This is a genomic window from Paenibacillus tyrphae (assembly GCF_000722545.1).
Lineage (GTDB): Bacteria > Bacillota > Bacilli > Paenibacillales > NBRC-103111 > Paenibacillus_G > Paenibacillus_G tyrfis.
Genome location: NZ_JNVM01000017.1, coordinates 179,294 through 201,980, shown reverse-complemented (window position 1 = coordinate 201,980; position 22,687 = coordinate 179,294). Strand labels below are relative to the sequence as shown.

Sequence of the window (22,687 nt, the reverse complement as noted above, 5' to 3'; positions counted from 1 at the left end):
ATTATGCCGTGTGCAAATAACGGGCCGTTTCCGTCCGGTAAGCGCTGATGGCGGGGAGAATGCCCGCGATCATGCCCAGCAGCGCAACGCCTCCGATAACGGCGGCTAAGTCCCAGCTGTACGCGACCGCGACGGTCACGGATATTTGCGAGCCGATATAGTCCGACAGCAGCCAGGTGAGTCCGCCGCCGAGCACCGTGCCGAGCACGCAGCCGAAGACGACCACCAGCACGGATTCGAGCAGCACGATCGTGACGACGGCGCTGCGGCTTGCACCAATGGCACGCAGGATGGCGACGGTCCGTCTTCGTTCCACAGTAGAACCGTACAGGGCCAGAACGACGGTCAGTCCGGCCATGCCCAGAACGACGTAGCTGATATATTTCAAAATTTGTTCGCCGCTGCCCATCATATCGAAGATTTTGGCGATGACTTGTCCGGGAAACACCGCCTGCGCCTCTTTGCCCTGGTTGATCTCCTGATACATCTTCATCAGGTCCACGTAGCTTCGCGGCTTCACCAAAGCGGCGGTCACGCCATGCTCGTCTTCCTCGTGCTTTTGCTCCCCCGCATGCTCATGGCTGATCCAGTAGCTGTCCATGCTGACGTAAATCCCTTGATCCGAAGGGGCCGATACGCTGTGCAGGATGCCGACGACCGTGTAAGGATGGTCCTTGTGGCCTTCGTCGTGCTGCAAGGATTTGGCCACGCCGTGACCCGAAATGAGCCGGTCCCCGACCTTCAGCCCGGTTTCCTTGGCGACCTTGGCGCCAAGCACCGCTTCGAACGGCTTGTCGAACAGCCGCCCGTCCACGAGCTGGAAATAAGGCGGGTCGCTGGGCTTCCCTTTCAGCGCGAAGAAGGAAGGGGTCGTGCCGACGAGCCGGAACCCTTTATAATTGTCGCCGAGCGCAAACGGAACCGCCTGGGTTACCCGGGGATCGTTCTCCAGCGTATGGTAATAGTCCAGCGAAATATTCGCCAAAGGGTTATCCATCAAAAAGATCGTGTTGAACACAAGCTGGTTGGCGCTGCCCTTGGAACCGACGATCATGCCGAACGGCTCGCTTGCTTTGACGATGCCCTGCTTGATGCCTGCGGAGAGCATCATGATGCTGAGCGTCATCGCGACGCCGATGCTTACGACAATGACGGTAATAAGCGTTTGGACCCGCCGGTTCATGAGGTTGCGCCAAGCCATGTGCAGCAAAGACATGTTACCCGACCTCTCTGGTATCGTAAATGGAAAGCTCCCGGAGGCTCACGACGCGGTCCAATCTGCCGGCCAGCTCCGGGTCGTGGGTGCACAGCAGCAGGGCCGTTCCGTTCTGTTCGCAAGCTTCGGCCAGCAGGGAAAACACCTGCTCCGCGTTGGCCTGGTCCAGACTGGCCGTAGGCTCGTCCGCGAGCACAAGGGCCGGGCGGTTCGCCAGCGCACGCGCGATGGAGACGCGCTGCTGCTCGCCGCCGCTGAGCTGGCCCGGCTTGTGGTGAAGCCGGTGCTCAAGGCCGACCTGCGTCAGCAGCTCGCCGGCGCGCTGCTTTTGCGCCTTCGGCGGGACGGTTTTACCGAACTGCATGGCCGCCAGTACGTTCTCCAGCGCAGTAAAGCCCGGCAGCAGGTTGAAGTTCTGGAACACGTAGCCGATATGCTGCGCGCGGAAGCGGTCCAGCTCCGCTTCGCTCAACCGTTCGAGCTGCCGGTCCAGCAGGCGGATGGTGCCGCTTGTAGGCCGCAGAATGCCGGCGATGAGCTGAAGCAGGGTGCTTTTGCCTGAGCCGCTCGGTCCGACCAAGGCCACCCGTTCGCCTGCGTTCATGGCAAAATGGGAAATGTTCAGCACGTCCACCTGCCGCTTGCCCGGAAGGGGGTACGACTTGGTCAAGTTCTCGGCATGCAGCATTACTTCAGCACCTCCACGTTGTCCGCGTTGATGCGGATCAGGCTGACGAAGCCGGTCTCTTCGTCCGTCTGCGAACCGACGCTGAGCGTGCCCGTCACTTTGACCTGATGCTCCGTCGGCGTCACGTCTTTGCTCTTGGGCATAAAGACGACTACGATATCCGTCGGCCAGTCCGCATCCGTCGAACAGAACGGGCAGACGGTGAGCGCGACTTTGGTCAGCACGAAAAAGTTGACTTTGGCGGTTAACGGAGGAGCCATGAAGCCGGTCATTTCCACTTTTTTGCCAGCCAATTGGTTTACTTGATCCGATAGTTTCACGCCGCGCACCGTCATCTCGGAATACAGGTCCTCGAACGTTAAAACAGGCGTTTTGCCCGCTTCCTTCACGATATTTTTCGGCGTCTCGGGCTTCGCTTGCTTGGACGCCGCTTGTTCGGCCGCAGGCGGCTTCTCTTGCGGCGGCTCCGTTCCGGCTGCCGCGGAAGCGCCCTTGGCGGCCGCGTCGGCCGCTGCTTGCGGGCCGGGCCCCGCGGCTGCATCGCCTGCCGGGGCCGTGCCTGCGGGCACGGTGCCCGCTGCCGCAGGGGCCGTCGCCGCACTGCCCGCGCCGGCCTCGCTCGCGCTTGCCTGCGGGGCGCCGGCCGCGGTCTGCCCGCCGCCCGCTTGCCCTGCATCCGCCGCCGCTGGCTGAGCGGCTTTGCCGGCCTCTCCCGCACCAGCCTGCTTCGGCTGCGTTCCGGCAGCCGAAGTCTCCGCCGCCGGGGCGGATGCTGCCGCCGAAACGGAAGAATCAACCGGCCCCCCGGAAGACAGGGGAACCGGTTGATTGCAGCCGGGAACGAGGAGCGTAACGGCGATCAGGCCGACGGTTAAGGCGGTCATGCCTCTTGGTTCAAGCCGCATGGGTAACGCCTCCATTCACTCCGTAATTTCCATTTATCGATTGATCTTGCGAGCCTTGCTTACTTCGCGAGCACTTCCAAGATGGAGCTGCCGGACACGAACGTCGTGCCGTTCTCGAATTTATGCTCCAACACAACGTCTTTGCCGTTTTTCGTTGCTTTGCCGCTGTTCAGATTCAAAACAACCGTGCTGTTGTTGATTTGGATCGTAATTTCCCTTGTCGGCGCGTTGAATTTCACCGTACCGCCCATCAGATTGACGAAGTTTGCGAGTGGAACCCAATTTTTACCATCCGCTTTCGCATCGGACAGGTTCAGACCGAGAGCATTGACCATGCCGAAGAATACATCGGTGTTGTCCATCGTGCCTTTGAAATATTGCGATCCCGGGCCGTAAGCCATCAGCGGCACATCATCTGCCGTATGGACGCCTTGGCTGTCCGCCGAACTAATGGTGCCCGGACGAAGGAAACGGTCGCGGTTCGGATCGTCCGGATTCGCCAGCTTGGCCGGATTGGCCACATATTGGCCATCTTTGTTTTTCACCGTCGGGGAAGTCGGCACCGCATCGAATTTGTAATCCTCATAGTAGTCGGGGTGAGAACCGAACACGACAGCCAGCTTGCGATCAACGTCCGGCGTGTCCGGGAACCCGTCGCCGTTGCTGTCGACATACGTCGGGAATTTGGAATCCTCGTACGTACGCAGCGCTTCGCGGCCGGATTTGCCGTCGCCTTCCCAATATGTTCCCGCTACGCTGACGGAGTGCGAATGGTCCGCCGTAACGATGATCATCGTCTCGCCGTTCTGCTCGGCGAACCGCTTGGCTACGCCGATCGCTTTATCCATCTCGATCGTATCGTAAGCGGCGCGCTCCCAATCCAGCGGGTGAAGCTGCTTGTCGATGCTTGCGCCTTCAACCATCAGGAAGAAGCCTTTGTCGTTTTTGCTGAGCGTATCGAGCGCTTTTTGCGTCATATCCCACAGGTTCGGCTGATCCGTGAACGATTTCAGCTCCGCTTTGTTGTTCGTCGAGCGGTCGTAGTATACGCTCATGTCCGCCGTATGGAACAGGCCGAGCAGCTTGTCCGGCGCATTCGCCGCTTTCAGCTGGGTGGCATTCTCCGCGATCGTATAGCCTTTTTGCTGGAACATATCGAACAGGTTTTTCTCGTCTTTCCGTTTGGAGCCAGGCGTCGTTTTCGGAAGGAAGTACGCCGATCCGCCGCCCAGAATCACTTCCGGCTGCAGCTTGTACAGCATTTCGGCGATTTCCGGCTTGTCTGAGCGTCTACGCGTATGGGAGACGACGGCCGCCGGGGTGGCATCTTCGATTTCCGACGTCGTGACGACGCCGACCGACATGCCGCGGGTCCGCTTGAGCATTTCCCCAAGCGTCTCGACTTTAGGGTCGTCCAGCGAGCTTTCTGTATTGTCCGGGTAGACGCCCAGAGCGTTCACGGCGGACTTGTGGCCGGTGTTGTATGCGCTGGCACTGTTCGCGGAATCCGTTACGAGCGCGTCCATGCCGGAAGTCGTCACAACCGCGCGCTGATCAAATTTATCCATTTCAAGCAGGCTGTTGTATTTGCCTTCGGTGATGCCTCTCGACATGATACGGGACATCGTAATATCCGGGAAAGCCATGCCGTCCCCGACGAAAAGGATGACGTTTTTCGCTTTTTTGCCGCCTTGGTCGGCGAGCACGACTTCGTATTTCACAGTTTTTGCCAAGCCGTTGTCGGCTTTGACGGCGACTTCATAGGTACCGGGTTCAGTGATTTTTACATCCCGGATGGTGAATTCCTGGCTTTTGTCCGTATTGGTTTTGACAAAAGGCTTGCCGAAAAATTGCTCGGCATCTTTGCCGTTCACCGTAATGCTGACGGACGACGGCATCGCCGTCAGGTGATTTAATTCTACACGGAAGTCGAAGAGGCTTCCGGCTAAAAATTTCGCTCGGTCGATAGGTGCGATATACACGGATGGAGCTTGCGTGGTTTCCGCCGCATAAGCCGCCGGTACAGGCTCGGTAACGAATCCCGTGCCGCTTGCGAGCAGGCTGCCGGTGACCGCGATGCTGGTTAAGACTTTAAAAGCCTTTTTCTTCATTATAAATAAGCACCTCCACAAGAATTGGACAACTTGATTATAGGCAAGTTGTGTAAAGGGGAATGAATGATTACGTTAAGAAATTATGAAGAATTTGACTTGCTTGTCCCAAAACGAACAAAACCCGAAAAAAAGCAACCCCAGCCGAAATTTTCCTCCTTACGCCGGAAGCGTCGGGCATCTACAATAAAAATGATGAAAATGCTTACATACGAAAGTGCGAGCCGGAGGTGCAGTAGATTTGAACCCCAAGACAGATACGCGGATTCGGCGGCAGGAGCCGGAAGCCCTGAGCCGTTCGGCATCCAAGCTGCTTCGCAGGCTCTACGGACAGCGTCATCTTCAAGTCATGGCGCTGCTTGGTGTCTTATGGATTGTCGTTTTCAACTATGTCCCCATGTACGGCATTGTCATTGCCTTCAAGGATTTCAATATCACGGCGCCGATTTCCGCAGCGCCCTGGGTGGGACTGGAACATTTCAAAGCTTTTCTGGAAGACGACAGCTTGGCTGATGTGGTCAAAAATACGATCGGAATGAGTGTGCTCAAGCTGCTCTTCGGATTCCCGCTGCCGATCGTCTTCGCGCTTTTCCTGAATGAGCTGCGTTCCGTACGCTACAAGAAGGCGGTGCAAACGATCTCGTATTTGCCCCATTTTCTGTCCTGGGTCATTCTGGGAGGCATCTTGGCGACCTGGTTGGCCGACGTCGGGATCGTCAACCGGCTGCTCCTGGCGATGAACCTTATCGAGCAGCCGATCAGCTATTTGGCCGAGCCAGGATATTTCTGGACTATTATCGTCTCCTCGGACATATGGAAGGAGCTGGGCTGGTCCGCTATCATTTATTTAGCCGCCATCTCCGGCGTTTCTCCGGAAATGTACGAAGCGGCGACGATCGACGGCGCAGGCCGGTTCCAGAAAATGATTTACGTGACGCTCCCGGCGATCAAGGGCACGATTACCATTCTGTTCGTTCTTGCCGTCAGCGGCATTTTGAATTCGAACTTCGACCAGATTCTCGTGCTCAAAAATCAATTGAACGAGAGCGCTAGCAACGTCGTCGATGTGTACGTGTATCAGGTCGGGCTGAAGCAAAGCCGCTTCTCCTATGCAACGGCCGTAGGCTTGCTCAAATCGTTCATTTCGCTCGCTCTTCTTCTCTCGGCGAACTACATCACGAAGCGATTGAACAACACGTCCTTATTCTAGGAAAGGAGAGGATCGCAGGATGGTTTCCATGAACCGCAGAACGCTGCGGGAGGTTATATTCGACCGGCTGAACGATGTCTTCATGCTCGCGATATGCTTCGTCACACTGTACCCGATCTGGTATGTGCTCGTGAATTCCCTGAACGACGGCAACGACGCGATGCGGGGCGGCATTTATTGGTGGCCCCGCATGTTCAGCTTCGACAGCTATCTGGCCGTATTCGCCAACGACGGCATCATGCTGGCGATGGGCGTGACCGTCGCCAAGACGCTCGTCGGGACAGTCGTGCATGTGCTGTTCACCGCCATGGTGGCGTATGCGTTCTCACGCAAAGAACTGATCGGACGCCGGGCCTATATGACGCTGGGCACAGTCACGTTGTTTTTCAGCGGAGGGCTCATTCCCTCGTACTTGCTCATTCGGGATCTGGGGCTGCTCGACAGCTTCTGGGTCTACATTATTCCGGCCATGTTCAGTTTCTTCGATCTGATCGTTTTCCAGGCGTTCTTCCGGGAGATTCCCGATGGGCTGGAGGAGGCGGCGAAGCTGGACGGCGCGAACGATTTCAAAATTTTCCGCTCGATCATTCTCCCGGTCTCGATGCCCGTCGTCGCCACGATTGCGCTTTTCCATGGGGTGTACCAGTGGAACGATTATTTTACGGGAATGATCTACATCAATAAGAGCGAGCTCCAACCGATCCAGACGTATCTGTACAGAGTCGTGGCCCAATCCAGCTCCAATCAGATGATGGCCGCCACCTCCGGTACTATCGCGAAGTCCGTGTCCTCTCAGTCGATCAAGCTGGCGACGATGGTCATTACGTCCTTGCCGATCGTGATCGTGTATCCGTTTTTGCAGAAATATTTTGTGAAAGGCTTCATGATCGGCTCTATCAAGGGCTGATTCGATATAACTACGATGATAGAGAAAAGGGGAAAACGCAGATGGGTATAAGTAAAACGCGCAAAACGCTCGCTATGCTGCTTGCTTTGGTCACGGCCGTATCCGTGAGCGCATGTTCCGCAGATCGCGGCAACGAACCGGCCAAAGAGGCGAAAACCGCTTCTACGGACCCGGTAGCTCCGGCCGGAAATCCCGACGAGCCGGGCTGGAAGTCCGACACGAAGCCGATTACGTTCGACTGGTATTTGAACTTCTCCTGGTTTCCGAACAAGTGGGGCGTCGATCCGACCTCCCAATACGTCACAAAGAAAACGGGCGTGAACATCAATTTTATCGTTCCGGCCGGCAACGAAAACGAAAAGCTGAATACGATGATCGCTTCCGGCAAGCTGCCCGATTTCATTACGCTGGGGTGGTATGAAGACGCGGTCAAGAAAATGATCGAAGGGGGCATGGTTCTACCTCTGGACGAATTAGCGAAGCAATACGACCCTTACTTCTTCAAGGTGACGGACCCGGCCAAGACGACTTGGTATACGCAGAAGGACGGCCATTTCTACGGGTATCCGAATGCGTCCTCTTCCCCGCAAGATTACAAGAAATACGGGGAGAATTTCGTTTCCAACCAGACCTTTATGGTCCGCAAAGATATGTACGAAGCTCTCGGCAAGCCGGATATGAGAAAGCCGGAAGGCTTTCTGAAGGCGCTGCAGGCAGCCAAAGAGAAGTTCCCGAGCGTGAACGGCCAGCCGCTCATTCCGCTGGGGCTGAGCGAGTTTGGAGATACCGGCAACTACTCGCTGTTCGATGCGAACCAGAATTCCTCCATGCTGGCTAACTTTCTGGCCATTCCTTACGAAAAAGACGGCAAGCTCTACGACCGATACACCGACCCCGAATTGGTGAAGTGGCTGAAGACGTTCCGCCAAGCCAACGAACTCGGCTTGCTCGCCAAAGACATTTTCATCGACAAGCGTCCGCAAATGGAGGAGAAAATCGCCCAGGGCCGGTACTTCGCTATGCTGTTTCAACGCTCGGATATGGCTAATCAAAATATTTCGCTGTATCAGAAAGATCCGAACACGGCGTACATTGCCGTCGACGGACCGGCCAACGCGAAGCAGGACCCGCCGACGTTGGCAGGTCCGGGAATTGCCGGCTGGACGGTGACGCTGATCTCCAAGGATGTGAAAGACAAGGCGAGAGCGATCAAGTTCCTCAGTTACCTGATCAGCGAAGAAGGGAATAAGGATCTGTTCTTGGGCGAGAAGGGCGTCAGCTACGATACCATTGAAGGAAAAGACCAGTTCAAGCCCGAAGTGCTTGACCTGATGAACAAAGACCGTTCCGCTTTCGATAAGAAGTACGGCTCCTCCTTTACTTTCTGGATGCTGATGGATACGAACATGAACCTCAAATGGGCACCGCCCAGCGTCGATCCGATCAAGCAGCCGGAATCATGGACCCGGGGTAAGACGAAGAGCTTCTCGCAATACGATAACATCGTGCCGACGGGCAACTCCGTCGAGGGGATCGCCAACACGAAGATTGCCCAGCTCTGGGGCAAGGCGCTGCCGAAGCTGCTGCTTGCCAAGTCCGATGCGGAATTCGATCAGCTCTTCGACAAGTTCCAGAAGGATCGGCAGGCTGCCGGACTGGAGAAGGTGAGAGCGTATCAGCAAAAAGAATTCGAGGCCAACAGCCAAAAGATTGCGCAATTTGCCAAGTAGTTCGGGCGGTTCGGCCCGCGAGCCCAGCTTCCGGGGGCTCCGGGCTTTTTTCTTATTTCCGTATTACAATAAGGGAACAACTCGTTGATAACGGAGATGAAAAACATGCGGAACATAAGGCTTGCCAGATTGACGGACCGCATTTCCATACAGTTCAAGCTGATCGGGGCGTATATTTTCATTATTTTGATCCCTATCATTTTGTTTTCATGGTATATATTTAACGGCTTTTATCATAATACGATTCAAGATGCGCTCAAGAAAAATCAATATGCGCTGTCCAGCGAGAAAGCGTATATTTTGAACAATATGGAAATTATGCTGCGCACGGCACAGTTCTACACGGCGGACAAAGAACTCATGAATTATATGCAAAGCCCGGACGATCTGGAGGTTCCCGAGCTCGTCGATTTCAATACGAAGTCGTTCTCCAATTTGCAAAGGCTTATGTTTAATAACCCTAACATTACGAATGTCCGCCTGTTTACAGATAATCCGAATACGATGGAGATCTGGCCGATGATTTTCCATGAAAGCCGGATCTCCGCCAGGCCGTGGTACAAGAGCGTGCTGGAGCAGCGGGGTGAATTTAGGTGGGAAATTTTGGAGGATGAAAAAGACATCATGAACCGGGCCACGGCGGACAACCGGGCTGCGTCGACCTACGTCTCGCTGTTGAAAGAAATTTATTACCCGAGCGACAGGCATGTCGGGATTCTTGAGGTGGACATGAAAATCGATAAGTTTTTTCAAAAAGTGTTCAGTCCTCTTCAAGACGACCAATCCCGCATGCTGGTCATCGATCGTTCGGGACGAATGTTCACCGATATGGGCAGCACATTTTTCAAGGACATCGACATGGAGCGGCTTCGGCGAGATTGGGCGGAGCGTCCTCATGAGGAAGGAGCCAGTTTTACGTTCACGGTCGGGGACACGCCGTATTTGTGCCTAACGACGCCGATCGACCAGATGGACGCCTACCTGCTCAATGTCGTATCTCTGGACAATCAGGTGACGCAAATTCGGCATACGCGAAATCTCTTCATCGCCGCAGCGATCGTCCTCATCGCGCTGTTGTCCGTGATCACTTATTTTTTGCAGTCGCTGATCTTGAAAAAGCTGCACATTTTGCGCGATTCGATGAAAAAGGTGCGCCGAGGGGATCTGAATGTGCACATCGATATCGATGCGGGCGGCGAGGTAGGCGAGCTTGCGCATCATTTTCGGCAGATGATGAAGAAAATGAACGAGCTGATCGTGGAAGCGGTGAATAAACAAGCGGCGACGAAGGAGGCGGAGCTGCACGCCCTTAAAAACCAGATCGATGCCCATTTCCTCTACAATACGTTGGAAAATCTGAAAATGCTGGCCGAAGTGGAGGCGCAGTACACCATCTCGGACGCTTTGACCTCTCTCGGGGCGCTGATGCGCTACAGCCTGAAGTGGTCCAGCGAGTACGTGCAGCTTCGGGATGAATTGCAGCACATCCGCAACTACATCGCCATTATGAATATGCGCTATGACGATAAGCTCGACCTGCAGCTGGACATTCCCGAAGGATACCGGGAGCAGGAGATGCTAAAGATGTCGCTGCAGCCTCTGGTGGAAAATGCGGTGAAGCACGGCATGCGGACGGAACGGACGCGACGGGAGGGGATGGCGATTCGGATTCGCGCTTGGCGAGGAGAGGAGTCGACGTACATTGAGGTGACGGACAATGGGGCCGGCATGCCGGGGGAGAAGCTTGCCGAGCTGCGCGAGAAGCTCGTTATGGACGACGTTCGATTCCGGGCCCAATATGGACACGGGCTATCTGGAGAGCAGGAGGGCAGAGGGATCGGCCTGCGCAATGTGATGCAAAGGATCGCCATGCATTACGGCGGTGAGTACGGACTGACCGTGGACAGCGAGGAGGGAGCTTATACCAGGGTAACGATAAAGCTGCCCTATTTAATCTTATCGGGAGGGTTGTCTGCGGATGAGAAAAGTGCTTATCGTTGATGACGAGAAAAATATTAGGCTCGGTCTGAGAGCGATGATCGACCGGCTGTTCCCGGACGCTTATACGTTCGATTTTGCCGAAGACGGGGCGGAGGCGCTGGAGCTTTTGAACCGGGTGCCCGCGGACATCGTGATTACCGACATTCGGATGCCGGTGATGGACGGGATTGCGCTGATTCAGCGGATTCAGGAGCTGGAGAGGAAGCCGGCCGTCGTTATTTTGAGCGGCCACGATGACTTTCCATACGCTCAAGAAGCGATCCGCTGCGATGTGTCGGAATATTTGCTCAAGCCGATCGTCCGTGACGAGCTTGCCCGGACGATGCTGAAGCTGGAGAAGGAGCTGAAGCAGAGGGAGCACGTCGACGAACAATTGACAAGCTCGATGCGGCAGCAGGAAGCCTATCGGGAAAGTCAGCTAAGCTATTTGCTGCGTCATCCGCATCCGGAGGAGCCGGGGCTGCCGGAACGGCTGAAGGGATGCGGTCTGGAGTGGCTGGAGGAGGGCTTTCAGCTTGGGGTGCTGCAATATCGGGGTTCCGTCCAGGGTATGGGGCCGACCGAATTTCTGGGGCGCATTCAAGCTGAGCTCGAAAACGCTCCGGAGCCGGCCGGACAGCGGCGTGCGCACGTGTGGGATAAGGAGAACCAGCTTGTGCTGATCGCCCGGCATCGCGAGCTTTTTCAATTTTTGGCCGGGCGCATCGTGGAAACGGGTTATTTTGCATACAGCATGGGACTGAGCGGCTATACCCAAGGCGTGGCGCGCTTGCGGGCGGCCCATCAAGAGGCGGAGCAGGCGTTGAAATATACGTTTCTTCAATCTGCGCCGGGGGTCGTCTCCTACGAGTGCATCGCCGGGAAGAGCAGGGACTTTGTGATCCCTGCGGAGAAGATCAGAAAGCTGGCCAATATGCTGGGGGCCGGCCGGGAGAAGGAACTGACGTCGCTGCTCATGGAAGTGCTCGATATCCGGACGGTGGCGCGATACGATATAGCGTATTTGGAAGGCGTCAGCCGCGCGTTCAACGAGCTGATTTTTGACAAAGTGTTTCATATTTACGGGGGCGAATCGGTCGAGATTCTTCGTTTGTTCAAGAAGGTCGGAGACCTTTGGAATTTTTATTATTTTCATGATTATTACCACAGCGTGGAGGGGCTGCTGCATCGGCTGGACGACTACGTGCGCAGCATGAAGACGTTCCATATCGATCACAAGGAAATGAAGCAGGCCGTGCAGTATATGCAGGATAATTTCCATAAAGATTTGAACATGGCCGTCGTTTCCAACCATGTGTCTTTGAACTATTCCTATTTCAGCCAAGCCTTTAAAGAATATACCGGCGAAAGCTTCGTGAGCTATTTGAAAAAGCTGCGCATTGATAAAGCCAAAGAGCTGCTTGTAACGACCGGGCACAAAGTGTATGAGATCGGCGGGATGACTGGGTTCGAGAACACGAAGCATTTCAGCCGCGTATTCAAGGAAATGGAGGGGATCAGCCCGCAGGAATACCGGGAGCTGCATGAAGCGCTGAAGCGGTAGCGGCTTCCGCCGTACGAAGCGTACGGCTTTCCGTTGGAGGCAGTCGTTCCAGTATCCGCGGAGTGGGCAAGCGTGAACGATGTGTCGGACGCTGCTGGCTGAGAGGAAGCCAAAAGGGTTACTATGCGTTTGCTGCATAGTGGGCTGGAGGCTGTGTGCCTAAATGCTTGGTAGGACCCTTTTTGAAAGAGACGATCGGGGAGATGGGGGAAGTTTATGGAGGGAGCGGGTCGGCTAGCAACACTTATCAAGATTTATACAGATAAAATGAAGCATGCCGCAGATCACAACGAGTCGCATAAGCTGCGTTACGAGCTGGGAGATAAAGTGGGCCAGCGGATGTTCAGAAAGAAATTATTGCCTACATTTCGGAAAATCTTGTCACGAAAGCATGGGTGCATGCTCATGAATGGATTGGGTCGGCGCTGAATCATCCGTCTCCCGGTTATATCGATTATTTACTGCAAATCTTGGATGAAGTGGATGCCAACGCTCCTCATTATTGGGCATTAGACGCCATCGAATATATGCCTGAAGAGATTACGGAGTTAGCCATACCGGGACTGAAACAACGTATAGAACCGATGAATCCGTCTTGGTCCTATGCAGTAATCGAGAAATATTTTGAAACGATTGTATGGAACGACGAGGATGCGGAAAAGTTTATTTCGTCTTTCGTGGACTCGCAGAACGAAATGGTGGCGTTTCGGGCGAAATATTGGATGGAAACGTTCGAAGTCGAGAGGGAAGAGGACGCGGAGGGCGAAGATTAAACGGGCCTGTAAAGTAGCGGGGGTTCAAAAAAACACGTCCTTTTGAACGTGTTTTTTGAATGACAGATAAATTTTAGCAGAGGCAATTAATGAAGCTGCTCTTTTAGTTTTTTGACTTCGCTTTCGGGCAATCCCGTCGCTTTAACGATCTTAGCCACGTCCATGCCCATCTCCAGCAAATTTTTGGCGACTTCAATTTCTTTTTCCCGTTTCCCTTCGCGCTTACCTTCGCGCTTACCTTCTTCCTTGGCTCCATCGATCATGGACGCTTCGTCGTGCAGCGCTTTTTGCCGCATTTCATACAATCGACGGGCTTCTTCGTTCTGGCTCAGAAACTCCAGCGTGTCCATCGCTTTTTGCAGTGTCGGTTCGTTCATGGCGATGACCTCCCATAGTTCTTGTTTATCCACGCCTTTCAGGAACAACAGCCATTTTACCAGCTTATCCGATAGGCTGGCCCTCTGCGATTGCAGCTTAAGCAACTCCATGAAATGAATCTCGATATCATCGGTTAGCCTCAACCCGGTATGGTATTCCCGCAAATGAAAAAGATTATAGTAACGATCATTCGGGATAAAGTTGAAATTTAAAATATTGATGGTTATCGTCTTTTTCAAATCTTTATATTTTTGTCCTTCTTCAAGCTGGCTGGAATACATTTTGCTCCAGTAATACAACGTCCGTTTCTCTATATCGTACCGGTTGAACAGTTGAATTTCGATGTTTACTTGCTTTCCGTCTGCCGTACGGGCATGCAGATCGAGAATCGATTGCTTGTCATGCAGCGCGTTTTTATCAATATACGGATTGAGGATCTGAATATCCGTGATCGGAGAAGGCTCGCTTTCTCTCAAGGTTACATTCAAAAAATCCAACAGCACGTCTTTATTTTCTTCGACACCGAAAATGCGTTTGAAAACGAAATCGACTTTAGGGTCAAGTCTGTTGGTCATCCTCTCAACTCCATTTCGTCTGCCATATTATTATACCACGACGGAAAATGTTCAGACATATGACAATATATTCTCACACCATGAAAATACCGGACGAACCTTTGTGACGCATTCTGCCGAATACAACCTTGTACAGCACATACCCGAGAGAGGCGCCCGCGTAGTTTAGAATGACGTCGTCGATATCGCCGGAACCGACGCGCAGCACCGTCTGCAGAAGCTCGACAACGATTAGCGGAACGATGAAGCTGAGCGAAAAGCCGAGAAACGTCCGGCATCTCCGGAACAAGAGCGGCAGCAAAATTCCGAAGGGAACGAACATCCCGATGTTGCCGCCCAGATTGATGAGCACAATGGAAAACGCATAGGAGTCAAAATAAATAAAATAATTGCCGATTGTGCGAAAAGGATGCAGGTTGTAACGAAGCTCGTCCGCATGAACGGACCGCCCGAATCCGACAAACATCATGTACAGCATGCAGGACGTATACAAGATGAATGCGGCGGCGGTCCATAGATTTCGAGCTCCTTTCTTTTTTCTCCTCATGGGATCTTTAGCGCTCCCGGCCTTCTTCGCAAAGTAAGATCAACTGCTCCGCTTGTTCTAGCAAGGTATGCATTTGCTCTTCCGAATACGTTCGGAAGCCAAGTGTGACAAGGTGCGCCTGCACCGCTTCCGGCTGCTCTCGGACATGCTGCTCGAACGTTTGGCCGTCCGCGAGGGCAAGATAACACCAGAAGGCCTCGGCATAGAGCTGCCAAGCGAGATTATCGAGATCGCCCGTTTCATGGTACCTCGCCGCCTTGCGGGCTGCGAGCTCGTCTTGAACGGATTGCAGCGCAAAGGCATCCGCATCGCCACTCCGCTCACGCAAGTAAGCGCGGTACGCCTGAAGCGACGCGAGCAGTTTGTCGGAGTCTGTAGTGCCGCTCCCGAACCGAGTCTCCCGATAGGCCGGGTACAGGTCCAACTGTCTCACGATCGGCAGTAATCCTCCTGTCGACATGGCGCCATGGACAAAATATGCGTAGGCTTGCGCCGCATCCGCCCAAACGGCATCGGCAGCGAAGCTGGCCGTCAACGGTTCTTCAGCATCCAGACTCTCCTGAAGCCATGCCTGATGTTCGGCTATCTCGGCCTTGGCCTGCGACAGCATCCGTTCCCGGCCTTGTGGCGATTGAAAATACTCCGAAGCATTGGCGATCAAAGCTTGCAGCAGTCCCGAAGGGTCCGAAACGATACGGGCTTCCCCTAGAAAGCGGAAATCCCATGGGGAACCGATAACCTGTTCTATTTGCGGCAGCGGGTGGACATGAAGCTGAATGACGTGTTCCTTAAAGAGCACATTGGCGCTGTAATGCGGCTGTTCTTGGTTCGACGTGTAGACATTTAAGTCCAAGTCACTGAACCGGTCCGCTTCGCCGCGCCCCACAGAGCCGCCTGCCAAAACGCCAACCTGCTGCGCGATCGGCTGCTGCTGAGCATATTGCCGAGCCAGATCAACATAAAACGAAGTAAAGTTCAATGATGTAACCCCCGCAAAGTAAAATGTAGTAAGCTTTCTAAATACAGACGATTAATTTTAACAAGAAGTTCCAGTTGCTGCTTAAATCCATGCATCGCGTCCGAGCATGCCCGAGAGATCGCTTCTGAACGCTATCCGCAGTTCATATATATGATGAACCGAGAGTTGTTCATTCGTTTCCGTATCATAACAAATGCCGCAGCTGCGGCATTGTTTCAGAACAATTTGTCCGATCTCTTCCACATAATAAAACATAACCCCTTGGCATAAGTCGCAGCATTCTTCCGAATCTTTGTTGAACAGCAACAATGTCTCCAAGAGCCAAAACAATCGTAAATAAAACGATTTGACATCTTTTTCTTGAGTCCAAGTATTCTTTAAACGTGTAAACCGGCGGATAGCGTCTTCATACATATTTTTAGTTATCACCAGATCATCTGCAGGGATGTAATGAACAATATGGGCTAATTCGTCCGTTTTCGCAGGATAAATGTTTTTGGAATATTTTTCAATATCATGCCAAATGTTCCGTATGTTCTCCAGAATCGATACATTGTCTTTCGGCGTATCGCAAGCGAATAGATGGGTTTCAAAATGCTTCAAAACTTTATGAATGTCTCCGTAAATACTCATGCTTCCCCCGTTATGGCAGCTTCGGCCAACCGTCTGAACTCGTGCTCCAATAATTCGTAATTTGCCATCGGCCTTCGATATATTCGAGCGTGACGGTATCCGTATACTTGAATTCTTTGGATTCCCAATTCAGGGTTCGGACCTCGACGAGGCCTTTCTTTTTGTGGGCTTCGATGTCTTGAATTTTTTTGATCCGGTACGATTGGATATCCCCGTAATAAAAACGGTAATTGACAATGAGCTGCCCATCGTTACGATAAATATATTTTGCTGCAGGGCCGACATCGCGGCTCTTCACAAACTCATTATAAAATTGGACCAGCGTAGTCTTAACATCCTTATTCTTAGCGGCATCCGGGTTCTCGGTTATCATCAGGTAGAGGTAGTATCCTCCGGCAGCCAATAGGAGAAGGATGATAATAATGCTTAATTTTCCATTCGGTACCTTGATCTTTCTTCTTCTAAAATCGTAGTCGGTCTCCATCATCTCCGCAGCCTCCCCAAAAAAGATCCTACAAAACCAGCCTCCCCAAAAAGAGAAGCAAGCTCCAAGGGATGAGGATCGATGGTACTAGCCAATGCTTGCTCTGAATTATCGCGACGAAATTAAGAAAAAGGCTCAAAGCCAATCCGTAAGTTGCGACTGTATTCCATCTCCGATAGGCTGCGACCATCTCCGGATATTCCGGCTGCGCCATTCCGCCAAACGCACTGGCCAAGCTGAGCAGCGCCAAATTCGTCAACTGTCCCAAGGAATTTAGTAATAAGATAACTACTAATAGGTTAACAATAAAGCAGATCACATAAAGAGAGACGCGGAGGCTGAACTTATGCTTCCTGCGTCCTTGGCGGGGCAAGGCGTCAAAAGCCGCATTAAAGGCTGAATGAAAAGCGTCCGAATCTTTGGCAGGCATCCACGGTCCGCCGGTTGTTGCTCTTACGTTTGTGAAGCCGTCAATGATGCCGTTTGCAATCAAGTGTTCCATTTTCGTTTTCGAGAAAGGGCCTTCTGCAACGGTTGCTTGATAGTACCAAGTCCGTTTCATCGCCATGATCATCCTTTGGCATTTTAGGTGTGGAGCTAATAACATAGGGCGCGGGTTTCGCTCGGGAGGGTGCCGCATGCTAACCAAACGGTTTCTTCTGCAAAAGCACGGTACGACCGTCCGTACGGAAATGACCGCGGGCGTCGTTTCGTTTTTTACGGTGGTTTATATTGTCGCCGTCAACGCATCGATTCTCGCGGATGCGGGCATTCCGTACGAGGCGGGGGTGATCGCGACGGCGCTTGCGGCATGTTTCGGGTCGCTGCTCGTCGGTCTCTGGGCGAACAGTCCGCTGGTCATCGTGCCAGGAATGGGCATTAACGCGCTGTTCTCGTATACTGTCGTCCAAGGAATGCGGCTGCCGTGGCCGGAGGCGTTGGCGGCCGTCTTCGTATCCGGCTTGATCGTCTCGGCGCTTGCCTTTACGCCTCTGATCAAGCGGCTTGCCGCCACGATCCCCGACTCGCTCAAGCATGCGATCGGCGCGGGTGTCGGCTTATTTTTAGCTTTCATCGGACTGCAAAAAGGAGGCATCGTCGTCCCCGGCAGTTCGTCAATCGTTGCGCTCGGCGATTTCGGCAGTGCGCACACGCTGCTGACACTTGCCACGCTGGCCGTGACCTTGGCTTTGTACGTCCGCGGCGTCCCGGGAAACCTGCTGATCGGGATCGCGGCCGGTACCGGCTTGGCGGCCATAACCGGGCAACTCGATTGGGACGGCGCGGGAACGGGATTATCGTTGGCGGCTTACGGCTCCGTGTTCGGGGCGATGTCGTTCTCCGGGCTGCCGTCCGTCGTATTCTGGACCGCGGTGTTCTCGTTCACGCTTGTCGTGCTGTTCGAAAACATCGGGCTCATCGACGCCCAGCTTCGGCTCATCGGGCAGCCGGAGAAGGCGGCCCGCAGCCTTCAGGCGGGAGCCGTATCCGTAGCCGCTTCCGGCGTTCTGGGCACGAGCCCGACGGTTACGGCGGTAGAGAGCGCCGCAGGCATCTCTGCCGGCGGCCGGACCGGCTTAACGGCTGTAACGGCCGGAGCGCTCTTCGCCTGTGCGGTGCCGCTTGGTCCGGTCATGCGGCTGATTCCCGATTCGGCCATCGCGCCGGTGCTGATTTTGATCGGCGGATCGATGCTCCAAGGCGTGAAAGATATTCCGTTCGACGATTTGTCGGAATGGCTGCCTGCCTTTCTGATCGTGGCCGGAATTCCGCTCACCTCCAGCATCGTGGACGGCATGGGATTCGGCTTCGTCGCCTTTCCGATCTTGAAGCTCGCGGCGGGCAAACGGCGGGAAATTTCCCCGGTGTTCGCGGTCATCGCCGCTTTATTCGTCTTGAATTTCGCCCTGCCGTTTATATGACCTCTCAGTCCAGAAACGACCGATAAAAAGCCTCGACATCCGTCCTATCCTGAAGACCGGATACTTGACCGTCGCCGACTTCGATAATCAGCCATTCGCCTGCGGCCGTTTTTGCAATGTCCATGGTGAAGAAACTGCTGCGAATCCGCTGCGCGATCGCAATAAACACGCTCAGATCCGGTCGATCCCCGTCGTAGGCGGCTTCCTCCCAATAATTTTGCGCCGTGATCAGCCGGTGCCGGTAGAAGAAAAGACGGTATTCCTTCGACAGGGGCATACCGCTTTTTTCGTGCGCCCCCAGCTTTTCGAGCTCGACGTAATCGCGGAACACGATTCCGCCGTTCAGCCCATCGCCCTGCCGCTCGATGAAGGTTCGCAGTACCTTTTCCACCTGCCGCTGATCGGACGCATCGGAAATATAGCAGGCTTCCTCCCATTCATGCTTCCGCGATTTGACGTAATCCTTCAGAAGAAGCGGCCGGCTGCCGAACGAAGCCAGCATGTCATGGACGCGATTGATGTCCGAGTGGACCGCAGCGATGTCCAGCCAGCAGCTCTCGGGGGTATGCTCTTTAATGAATCGGTAGCTATGAGGAAAATGATGGCAGAGTAAGTATTGTTCCGGCGTGTTGACCAGATGGATGTTTTTTTGCTGCAAGGCCGCATACAACTGCTCGTAGTGCGCGGGCTTCATCATCCATCCGCGGTAAATCGCAGGCTCTGCCGTGGCCGCTTCCCGGACCCGTCGGACGGCGCGGGCCGCCTGTCCATCCAGCAAGTCTTCGAGCGAGATCAGCTCGACGGGGAGTCCCAGTCCTGCGGCTGTGCGGTATTCAAGCTCGTAGTCGGCATCCGCCTTTTTCGGGTCCAGAGGATCACTGCAAAATACTATGTTCACCGTAAGTCTCTCCTTCGGCTCTGGATCGGGGGCTTCCGAGGGCGTCTATCCGGGACAAAACCGCACCCGCTTCTAGCCCTGAGCTTCCCCGAGCGTGTTCCACAGCTTATCGAATTTGGCTTTCGTCAAAATCTCGTGCGTGACAAACCGTTCGTTATAAAACGCGCTGTATGTTGTGAAGGCGGACGGGGCGTTTTGCGCCTGCTCCTTGGTCGTGAGCTTCACGCGCTTCACCGGAATTCCGTACGCCCGTTCAATGGCATCGAGCTCTTCGCCGGTATAATGATCGGTAAAAGGGCATTGGTCCGTATACAGCACGACCAGGCCGTCACCGTCCGCAACGGTCTGCTGCTTGGCGCTTTCCTTGAACCGGGGAAGCGGGGTGTCCGGATCGAACCGCTTGACGAGCAGTTCGAAATAGGGAGGAGCGGTATCGCACACCTCGAACCCGTGTTTCACGTAGTAAGACTTCTCCGAGAGGTATGGCCGCTTCTTGTGGCTCGATACCGCAACAATGCCTGCTTTGCCCTCCGAGTCCCGGATGCATTCCTGCAAAAGCTGCGCCCCATAGCCTTGTCCCTTGTAGCTTCCGGACACCCAAAAGCAGTTGATGAACGTATAGTTCGGCGCATCGATCGGCACCCAAGCGTTCTCGGCAGGCAAGTACTCGATGAACACTTTTCCTTTGGCATCCAGCTTTTTAAAGACAAGCCCTTCTTGAAAACGGCACGCCAGCCACTCTTTCTTCAGACTGACGCCGTGTTGGGTTTTCTTGTCCGACATGGCGCAGCAGATGTGCTCCCGAGCGATATTATCTGAGGTAACTTGTACGATGCTCATTCCCAGACCTCCCGGATCATGCGGCAGTGAGCCGCGTCATTTAGCCTTCCGCAGGCTGAATCGCTTCCTGATAATGGCTGATGTCGCCGTGCAGCTTGATGTCCAGCTTGCCGTCCTCAGTAAACTCGATCTTACACAGGCAGGCCGGATGTATGTACGGGAGCTCCCATAATTGCTCGATCGGCCTTTGCTCGAAAGCGGCCATCAGCAATTTGACTATGACCGTATGGGTGACGACCAGCACGGTTTGCCCGGCATGATCACGCAGAATGCGCCGGAGCTTGCCAAGGGCGCGGTGCTCCACCTCGGCGAACGTCTCCGCTTGAGCCACGCGGAAGCGGTCCGGCTGACGCCAGAAGTGCTCGTAAGCCTCGGGGCAGCGCTCCGCAATTTCGGCAGCGATCTGTCCTTCCCATTCGCCCAGATTGATTTCCTTCATTTCGTCGCATTCCGTCATGGCAATCGGCCGGCTGCCGCGGATCAACTCGGCGGTCTTGACGGCCCGGGGGCTAGAGCTGCTGTAGATCCAATCGAGCGGCTGCTCCAGCAGGGCTTCGCCAAGCCAACGGGCCTGCTTCAAGCCAAGCTCCGTCAGCGGAGAATCCTGATGACCTTGAAACCGGTGCTCCACGTTCCATTCCGTCTGTCCGTGCCGGACCAAATATACGGTTGTTTTGTTCATCCGAAGCCTCCTAGCTGATCCAATGATCCGTAACTTTAACGACTTCCCAGCCATCCTTCGTTTTCTTCCAAGTGGCCGTGAATCCCGCGGCTCCTAAAGGAGAGCGGTATTTCCCGCCGATCACCGTCACGCTTTCGGGCGAATGAATCTCCAGTTTCTCGATATTGAGCAGGATACCGTAGAGGCTGTTCGTTTTCGGGTCCTGCTTGTTTTTCTCCTTTAATTGATGATAGGAGTCGAACAGGATCTCCACGCCGTATTTTGTATGAAAATGTTCGATAAGTTCGTTCCGTTCGTCCTCGGATAGCTTCCAGTCCGTCATCTGCCAATCCAGAGAAATAAATTGCATCTTGGAGTCCAGGCTTGGCTCCAGGGCCATCAGTTTTTCGAATGCATGGGTTAATAAGGAAACTTTAGACGGGAAATGATTCGGTGCCGCCTGATTGGCATGCGCGGGCTTCGCGACGGCCTCAGGAGTCGTAACAGGTTGGATGGCCAGCAGCCATGCGAGAAGGAGCAGAAGGTGCTTCATGGCGCTAAGCCTCGACCTCTTTGTAATAAAACACGGTATCGTTCAAGCTGCCGTCCGCGGAGCGGGCATAGCGGGGAATGCGTCCCGCCTCCACATACCCAAGCAACCGATACAGCAGGTTGGATGGATCGCCTGCGCGCGTATCGAGCACAAGCAGCGTTCGGTTTTCGGCGCGGGCCCGTTCTTCGGCGGCCAGCATCAGGGCGCGGGCGATGCCGTTTCTGCGGCTGCGCGTATGGACCATCAGCTTGGCGATTTCCGCCCGGTGGGCCGCATTCTTTTTTTGCGCGAGCTGGAGCTGTACGGTGCCGACAATCTTCCGATCGAGCCTGGCCGCCCACAGGACGACGCCCGGCTCCAGCGCGCTTTTCCAATAATCCACCGCTTCTTCCTTGCTTAACGGGGGCAAAAAGCCGACCGAAGCGCCGCTCTCCACGGCATCGATCAGCAGATCGGCCAGTTGCTCCAACGAATCCGGCTCGTACGTCCGGATTTCGACGATTTCAACGGCTGCGCTCACGCTTCCCGTTCCTCCTCCGGCTCAACCTCATAGGTGCAGCGAAACCGCTCCGCACCCGGATAGTTTTCACCCAGGCTGACGACCTCGAACCCGATGTTCCGGTAAAAATCGACCGCATCCTCATCCGTTTCCGCGACGATTTCAGCGGGGTTTTTGAGGTGGATCAGCTCCAAAATTTGGCCCCGGCCATAGCCTTGTCCCCGATAGTCCGGCTGGACCGCAATGTGCCGCAGCTCCATCACGCGCCCGGAATCGATCCGGAAGCCGACGAGACCGATCAGCTTTCCGTCCTTTTCATAGCCGTACAATTCAAGCTCTTCGCTGCGCTTATAGTCGTCCAGGGCTTGCTCCAGCCGAACCGGGTCGGGAAAAATGGCATATTCGAGAAGCTCCGCGATTTCGGGCTGGTCCAATCTGGATTTGATATCGATTAGCAAGGGGATCGCTCCTTTAGGTGTTTTACTATTTATAGTCATGATGATAAATCCCGTTAACCGTCTTATCGGCTTTGGCAGAAAAACTTCTTATTTATTCAGTATAAAGGATTTGAAAAGTTTTTCCAAAGCCATCAATGCCCGTCCTGCCAAAATCGATTGTCAACGCCCGATTCATT

23 protein-coding genes are annotated in these 22,687 nt (G+C 54.2%); 7 read left to right on the top strand and 16 right to left on the bottom strand.

Annotated elements, in window-relative coordinates:
* Position 1: 1 nt before the first annotated feature.
* The 4 genes from ET33_RS21365 to ET33_RS21350 are packed head-to-tail and all read right to left on the bottom strand — an operon-like array spanning position 2 to position 4,920.
* The gene (locus ET33_RS21365) at positions 2-1,216 is read right to left on the bottom strand and encodes an ABC transporter permease (RefSeq protein ID WP_036686411.1); all 1,215 of its coding nucleotides are present in this window, start codon (positions 1,214-1,216) and stop codon (positions 2-4) included.
* Position 1,217: 1 nt separating this feature from the next.
* Positions 1,218-1,904, bottom strand: a complete 687-nt coding sequence (locus tag ET33_RS21360; protein ID WP_036686409.1) for an ABC transporter ATP-binding protein — start codon at positions 1,902-1,904, stop codon at positions 1,218-1,220.
* Positions 1,904-2,809, bottom strand: coding sequence for a hypothetical protein (locus ET33_RS39510; protein ID WP_200879228.1), 906 nt, complete (start codon positions 2,807-2,809; stop codon positions 1,904-1,906). The genes ET33_RS21360 and ET33_RS39510 overlap by 1 nt, the downstream gene beginning before the upstream one ends.
* A gap of 59 nt (positions 2,810-2,868) precedes the next feature.
* Positions 2,869-4,920 (bottom strand): alkaline phosphatase, encoded by a 2,052-nt coding sequence (locus tag ET33_RS21350; RefSeq protein WP_036686406.1) that lies wholly within the window; start codon positions 4,918-4,920, stop codon positions 2,869-2,871.
* A gap of 265 nt (positions 4,921-5,185) precedes the next feature.
* Here ET33_RS21350 and ET33_RS21345 point away from each other — a divergent pair, with 265 nt between their 5' ends.
* The 6 genes from ET33_RS21345 (at position 5,186) to ET33_RS21320 (ending at position 13,084) form a co-directional block, all read left to right on the top strand.
* Complete coding sequence (locus ET33_RS21345; protein ID WP_036686748.1) at positions 5,186-6,130, top strand: ABC transporter permease; 945 nt, start codon at positions 5,186-5,188, stop codon at positions 6,128-6,130.
* A gap of 19 nt (positions 6,131-6,149) precedes the next feature.
* Positions 6,150-7,037: a carbohydrate ABC transporter permease gene (locus tag ET33_RS21340; protein WP_036686403.1), complete on the top strand. Its 888-nt coding sequence runs from the start codon at positions 6,150-6,152 to the stop codon at positions 7,035-7,037.
* Between the two features lie 74 nt (positions 7,038-7,111).
* Positions 7,112-8,767: a type 2 periplasmic-binding domain-containing protein gene (locus ET33_RS21335; protein ID WP_407668111.1), complete on the top strand. Its 1,656-nt coding sequence runs from the start codon at positions 7,112-7,114 to the stop codon at positions 8,765-8,767.
* 105 nt (positions 8,768-8,872) lie between these two features.
* A complete protein-coding gene (locus ET33_RS21330) occupies positions 8,873-10,768 on the top strand; it encodes a cache domain-containing sensor histidine kinase (RefSeq protein WP_235206777.1) in 1,896 nt (631 codons plus the stop codon).
* Positions 10,746-12,311: a response regulator gene (locus ET33_RS21325; protein ID WP_036686398.1), complete on the top strand. Its 1,566-nt coding sequence runs from the start codon at positions 10,746-10,748 to the stop codon at positions 12,309-12,311. The genes ET33_RS21330 and ET33_RS21325 overlap by 23 nt, the downstream gene beginning before the upstream one ends.
* Positions 12,312-12,706: 395 nt before the next feature.
* A complete protein-coding gene (locus tag ET33_RS21320; RefSeq protein WP_235206776.1) occupies positions 12,707-13,084 on the top strand; it encodes a hypothetical protein in 378 nt (125 codons plus the stop codon).
* 86 nt (positions 13,085-13,170) lie between these two features.
* On the opposite strand, the gene ET33_RS21315 is transcribed toward ET33_RS21320, so the two are convergent.
* From ET33_RS21315 to ET33_RS21290, 6 genes are all read right to left on the bottom strand, one after another.
* Positions 13,171-14,037, bottom strand: coding sequence for an Rpn family recombination-promoting nuclease/putative transposase (locus ET33_RS21315; RefSeq protein WP_036686395.1), 867 nt, complete (start codon positions 14,035-14,037; stop codon positions 13,171-13,173).
* Between the two features lie 73 nt (positions 14,038-14,110).
* Positions 14,111-14,584, bottom strand: a complete 474-nt coding sequence (locus ET33_RS21310; RefSeq protein WP_036686392.1) for a VanZ family protein — start codon at positions 14,582-14,584, stop codon at positions 14,111-14,113.
* A 7-nt stretch (positions 14,585-14,591) separates the two neighbouring features.
* Positions 14,592-15,563 (bottom strand): nucleotidyltransferase domain-containing protein, encoded by a 972-nt coding sequence (locus ET33_RS21305; protein WP_036686389.1) that lies wholly within the window; start codon positions 15,561-15,563, stop codon positions 14,592-14,594.
* A gap of 81 nt (positions 15,564-15,644) precedes the next feature.
* The gene (locus tag ET33_RS21300; RefSeq protein WP_036686386.1) at positions 15,645-16,196 is read right to left on the bottom strand and encodes a hypothetical protein; all 552 of its coding nucleotides are present in this window, start codon (positions 16,194-16,196) and stop codon (positions 15,645-15,647) included.
* Positions 16,197-16,206: 10 nt separating this feature from the next.
* Positions 16,207-16,683 (bottom strand): nuclear transport factor 2 family protein, encoded by a 477-nt coding sequence (locus ET33_RS21295; RefSeq protein ID WP_036686383.1) that lies wholly within the window; start codon positions 16,681-16,683, stop codon positions 16,207-16,209.
* 25 nt (positions 16,684-16,708) lie between these two features.
* A complete protein-coding gene (locus tag ET33_RS21290; RefSeq protein WP_036686381.1) occupies positions 16,709-17,242 on the bottom strand; it encodes a DUF4339 domain-containing protein in 534 nt (177 codons plus the stop codon).
* Between the two features lie 76 nt (positions 17,243-17,318).
* Between ET33_RS21290 and ET33_RS21285 the strand changes: the two genes are divergently transcribed.
* A complete protein-coding gene (locus tag ET33_RS21285) occupies positions 17,319-18,602 on the top strand; it encodes an NCS2 family permease (protein WP_036686379.1) in 1,284 nt (427 codons plus the stop codon).
* 4 nt (positions 18,603-18,606) lie between these two features.
* Here the strand turns inward: ET33_RS21285 and ET33_RS21280 are convergent, their stop codons facing one another.
* From ET33_RS21280 to ET33_RS21255, 6 genes are all read right to left on the bottom strand, one after another.
* On the bottom strand, positions 18,607-19,500 hold the full coding sequence (locus ET33_RS21280) for an ATP-grasp domain-containing protein (protein WP_036686377.1): 894 nt from the start codon (positions 19,498-19,500) through the stop codon (positions 18,607-18,609).
* 72 nt (positions 19,501-19,572) lie between these two features.
* A complete protein-coding gene (locus tag ET33_RS21275) occupies positions 19,573-20,283 on the bottom strand; it encodes a GNAT family N-acetyltransferase (RefSeq protein WP_200879232.1) in 711 nt (236 codons plus the stop codon).
* A 97-nt stretch (positions 20,284-20,380) separates the two neighbouring features.
* Entirely contained in the window at positions 20,381-21,022 is a 642-nt protein-coding gene (locus ET33_RS21270; RefSeq protein WP_036686373.1) for a histidine phosphatase family protein, read from the bottom strand.
* A 10-nt stretch (positions 21,023-21,032) separates the two neighbouring features.
* Positions 21,033-21,554: a hypothetical protein gene (locus tag ET33_RS21265; protein WP_036686371.1), complete on the bottom strand. Its 522-nt coding sequence runs from the start codon at positions 21,552-21,554 to the stop codon at positions 21,033-21,035.
* Between the two features lie 4 nt (positions 21,555-21,558).
* Positions 21,559-22,074 (bottom strand): GNAT family N-acetyltransferase, encoded by a 516-nt coding sequence (locus ET33_RS21260; RefSeq protein WP_036686368.1) that lies wholly within the window; start codon positions 22,072-22,074, stop codon positions 21,559-21,561.
* On the bottom strand, positions 22,071-22,511 hold the full coding sequence (locus ET33_RS21255) for a GNAT family N-acetyltransferase (protein WP_036686366.1): 441 nt from the start codon (positions 22,509-22,511) through the stop codon (positions 22,071-22,073). The genes ET33_RS21260 and ET33_RS21255 overlap by 4 nt, the downstream gene beginning before the upstream one ends.
* Between the last annotated feature and the right edge of the window lie 176 nt (positions 22,512-22,687).

Excerpts from the sequence above, each read along its gene's own strand:
- ET33_RS21335 (WP_407668111.1), top strand. The coding sequence starts at position 7,112 with ATGCTGCTTGCTTTGGTCACGGCCGTATCCGTGAGCGCATGTTCCGCA.
- ET33_RS21300 (WP_036686386.1), bottom strand. The coding sequence starts at position 16,196 with ATGAGTATTTACGGAGACATTCATAAAGTTTTGAAGCATTTTGAAACC.
- ET33_RS21310 (WP_036686392.1), bottom strand. The coding sequence starts at position 14,584 with ATGAGGAGAAAAAAGAAAGGAGCTCGAAATCTATGGACCGCCGCCGCA.
- ET33_RS21340 (WP_036686403.1), top strand. The coding sequence starts at position 6,150 with ATGGTTTCCATGAACCGCAGAACGCTGCGGGAGGTTATATTCGACCGG.
- ET33_RS21295 (WP_036686383.1), bottom strand. The coding sequence starts at position 16,683 with ATGATGGAGACCGACTACGATTTTAGAAGAAGAAAGATCAAGGTACCG.
- ET33_RS21275 (WP_200879232.1), bottom strand. The coding sequence starts at position 20,283 with ATGTCGGACAAGAAAACCCAACACGGCGTCAGTCTGAAGAAAGAGTGG.
- ET33_RS21290 (WP_036686381.1), bottom strand. The coding sequence starts at position 17,242 with ATGAAACGGACTTGGTACTATCAAGCAACCGTTGCAGAAGGCCCTTTC.
- ET33_RS21350 (WP_036686406.1), bottom strand. The coding sequence starts at position 4,920 with ATGAAGAAAAAGGCTTTTAAAGTCTTAACCAGCATCGCGGTCACCGGC.
- ET33_RS21265 (WP_036686371.1), bottom strand. The coding sequence starts at position 21,554 with ATGAAGCACCTTCTGCTCCTTCTCGCATGGCTGCTGGCCATCCAACCT.
- ET33_RS21285 (WP_036686379.1), top strand. The coding sequence starts at position 17,319 with ATGCTAACCAAACGGTTTCTTCTGCAAAAGCACGGTACGACCGTCCGT.
- ET33_RS21270 (WP_036686373.1), bottom strand. The coding sequence starts at position 21,022 with ATGAACAAAACAACCGTATATTTGGTCCGGCACGGACAGACGGAATGG.
- ET33_RS21360 (WP_036686409.1), bottom strand. The coding sequence starts at position 1,904 with ATGCTGCATGCCGAGAACTTGACCAAGTCGTACCCCCTTCCGGGCAAG.
- ET33_RS21365 (WP_036686411.1), bottom strand. The coding sequence starts at position 1,216 with ATGTCTTTGCTGCACATGGCTTGGCGCAACCTCATGAACCGGCGGGTC.
- ET33_RS21315 (WP_036686395.1), bottom strand. The coding sequence starts at position 14,037 with ATGACCAACAGACTTGACCCTAAAGTCGATTTCGTTTTCAAACGCATT.
- ET33_RS39510 (WP_200879228.1), bottom strand. The coding sequence starts at position 2,809 with ATGCGGCTTGAACCAAGAGGCATGACCGCCTTAACCGTCGGCCTGATC.
- ET33_RS21325 (WP_036686398.1), top strand. The coding sequence starts at position 10,746 with ATGAGAAAAGTGCTTATCGTTGATGACGAGAAAAATATTAGGCTCGGT.
- ET33_RS21330 (WP_235206777.1), top strand. The coding sequence starts at position 8,873 with ATGCGGAACATAAGGCTTGCCAGATTGACGGACCGCATTTCCATACAG.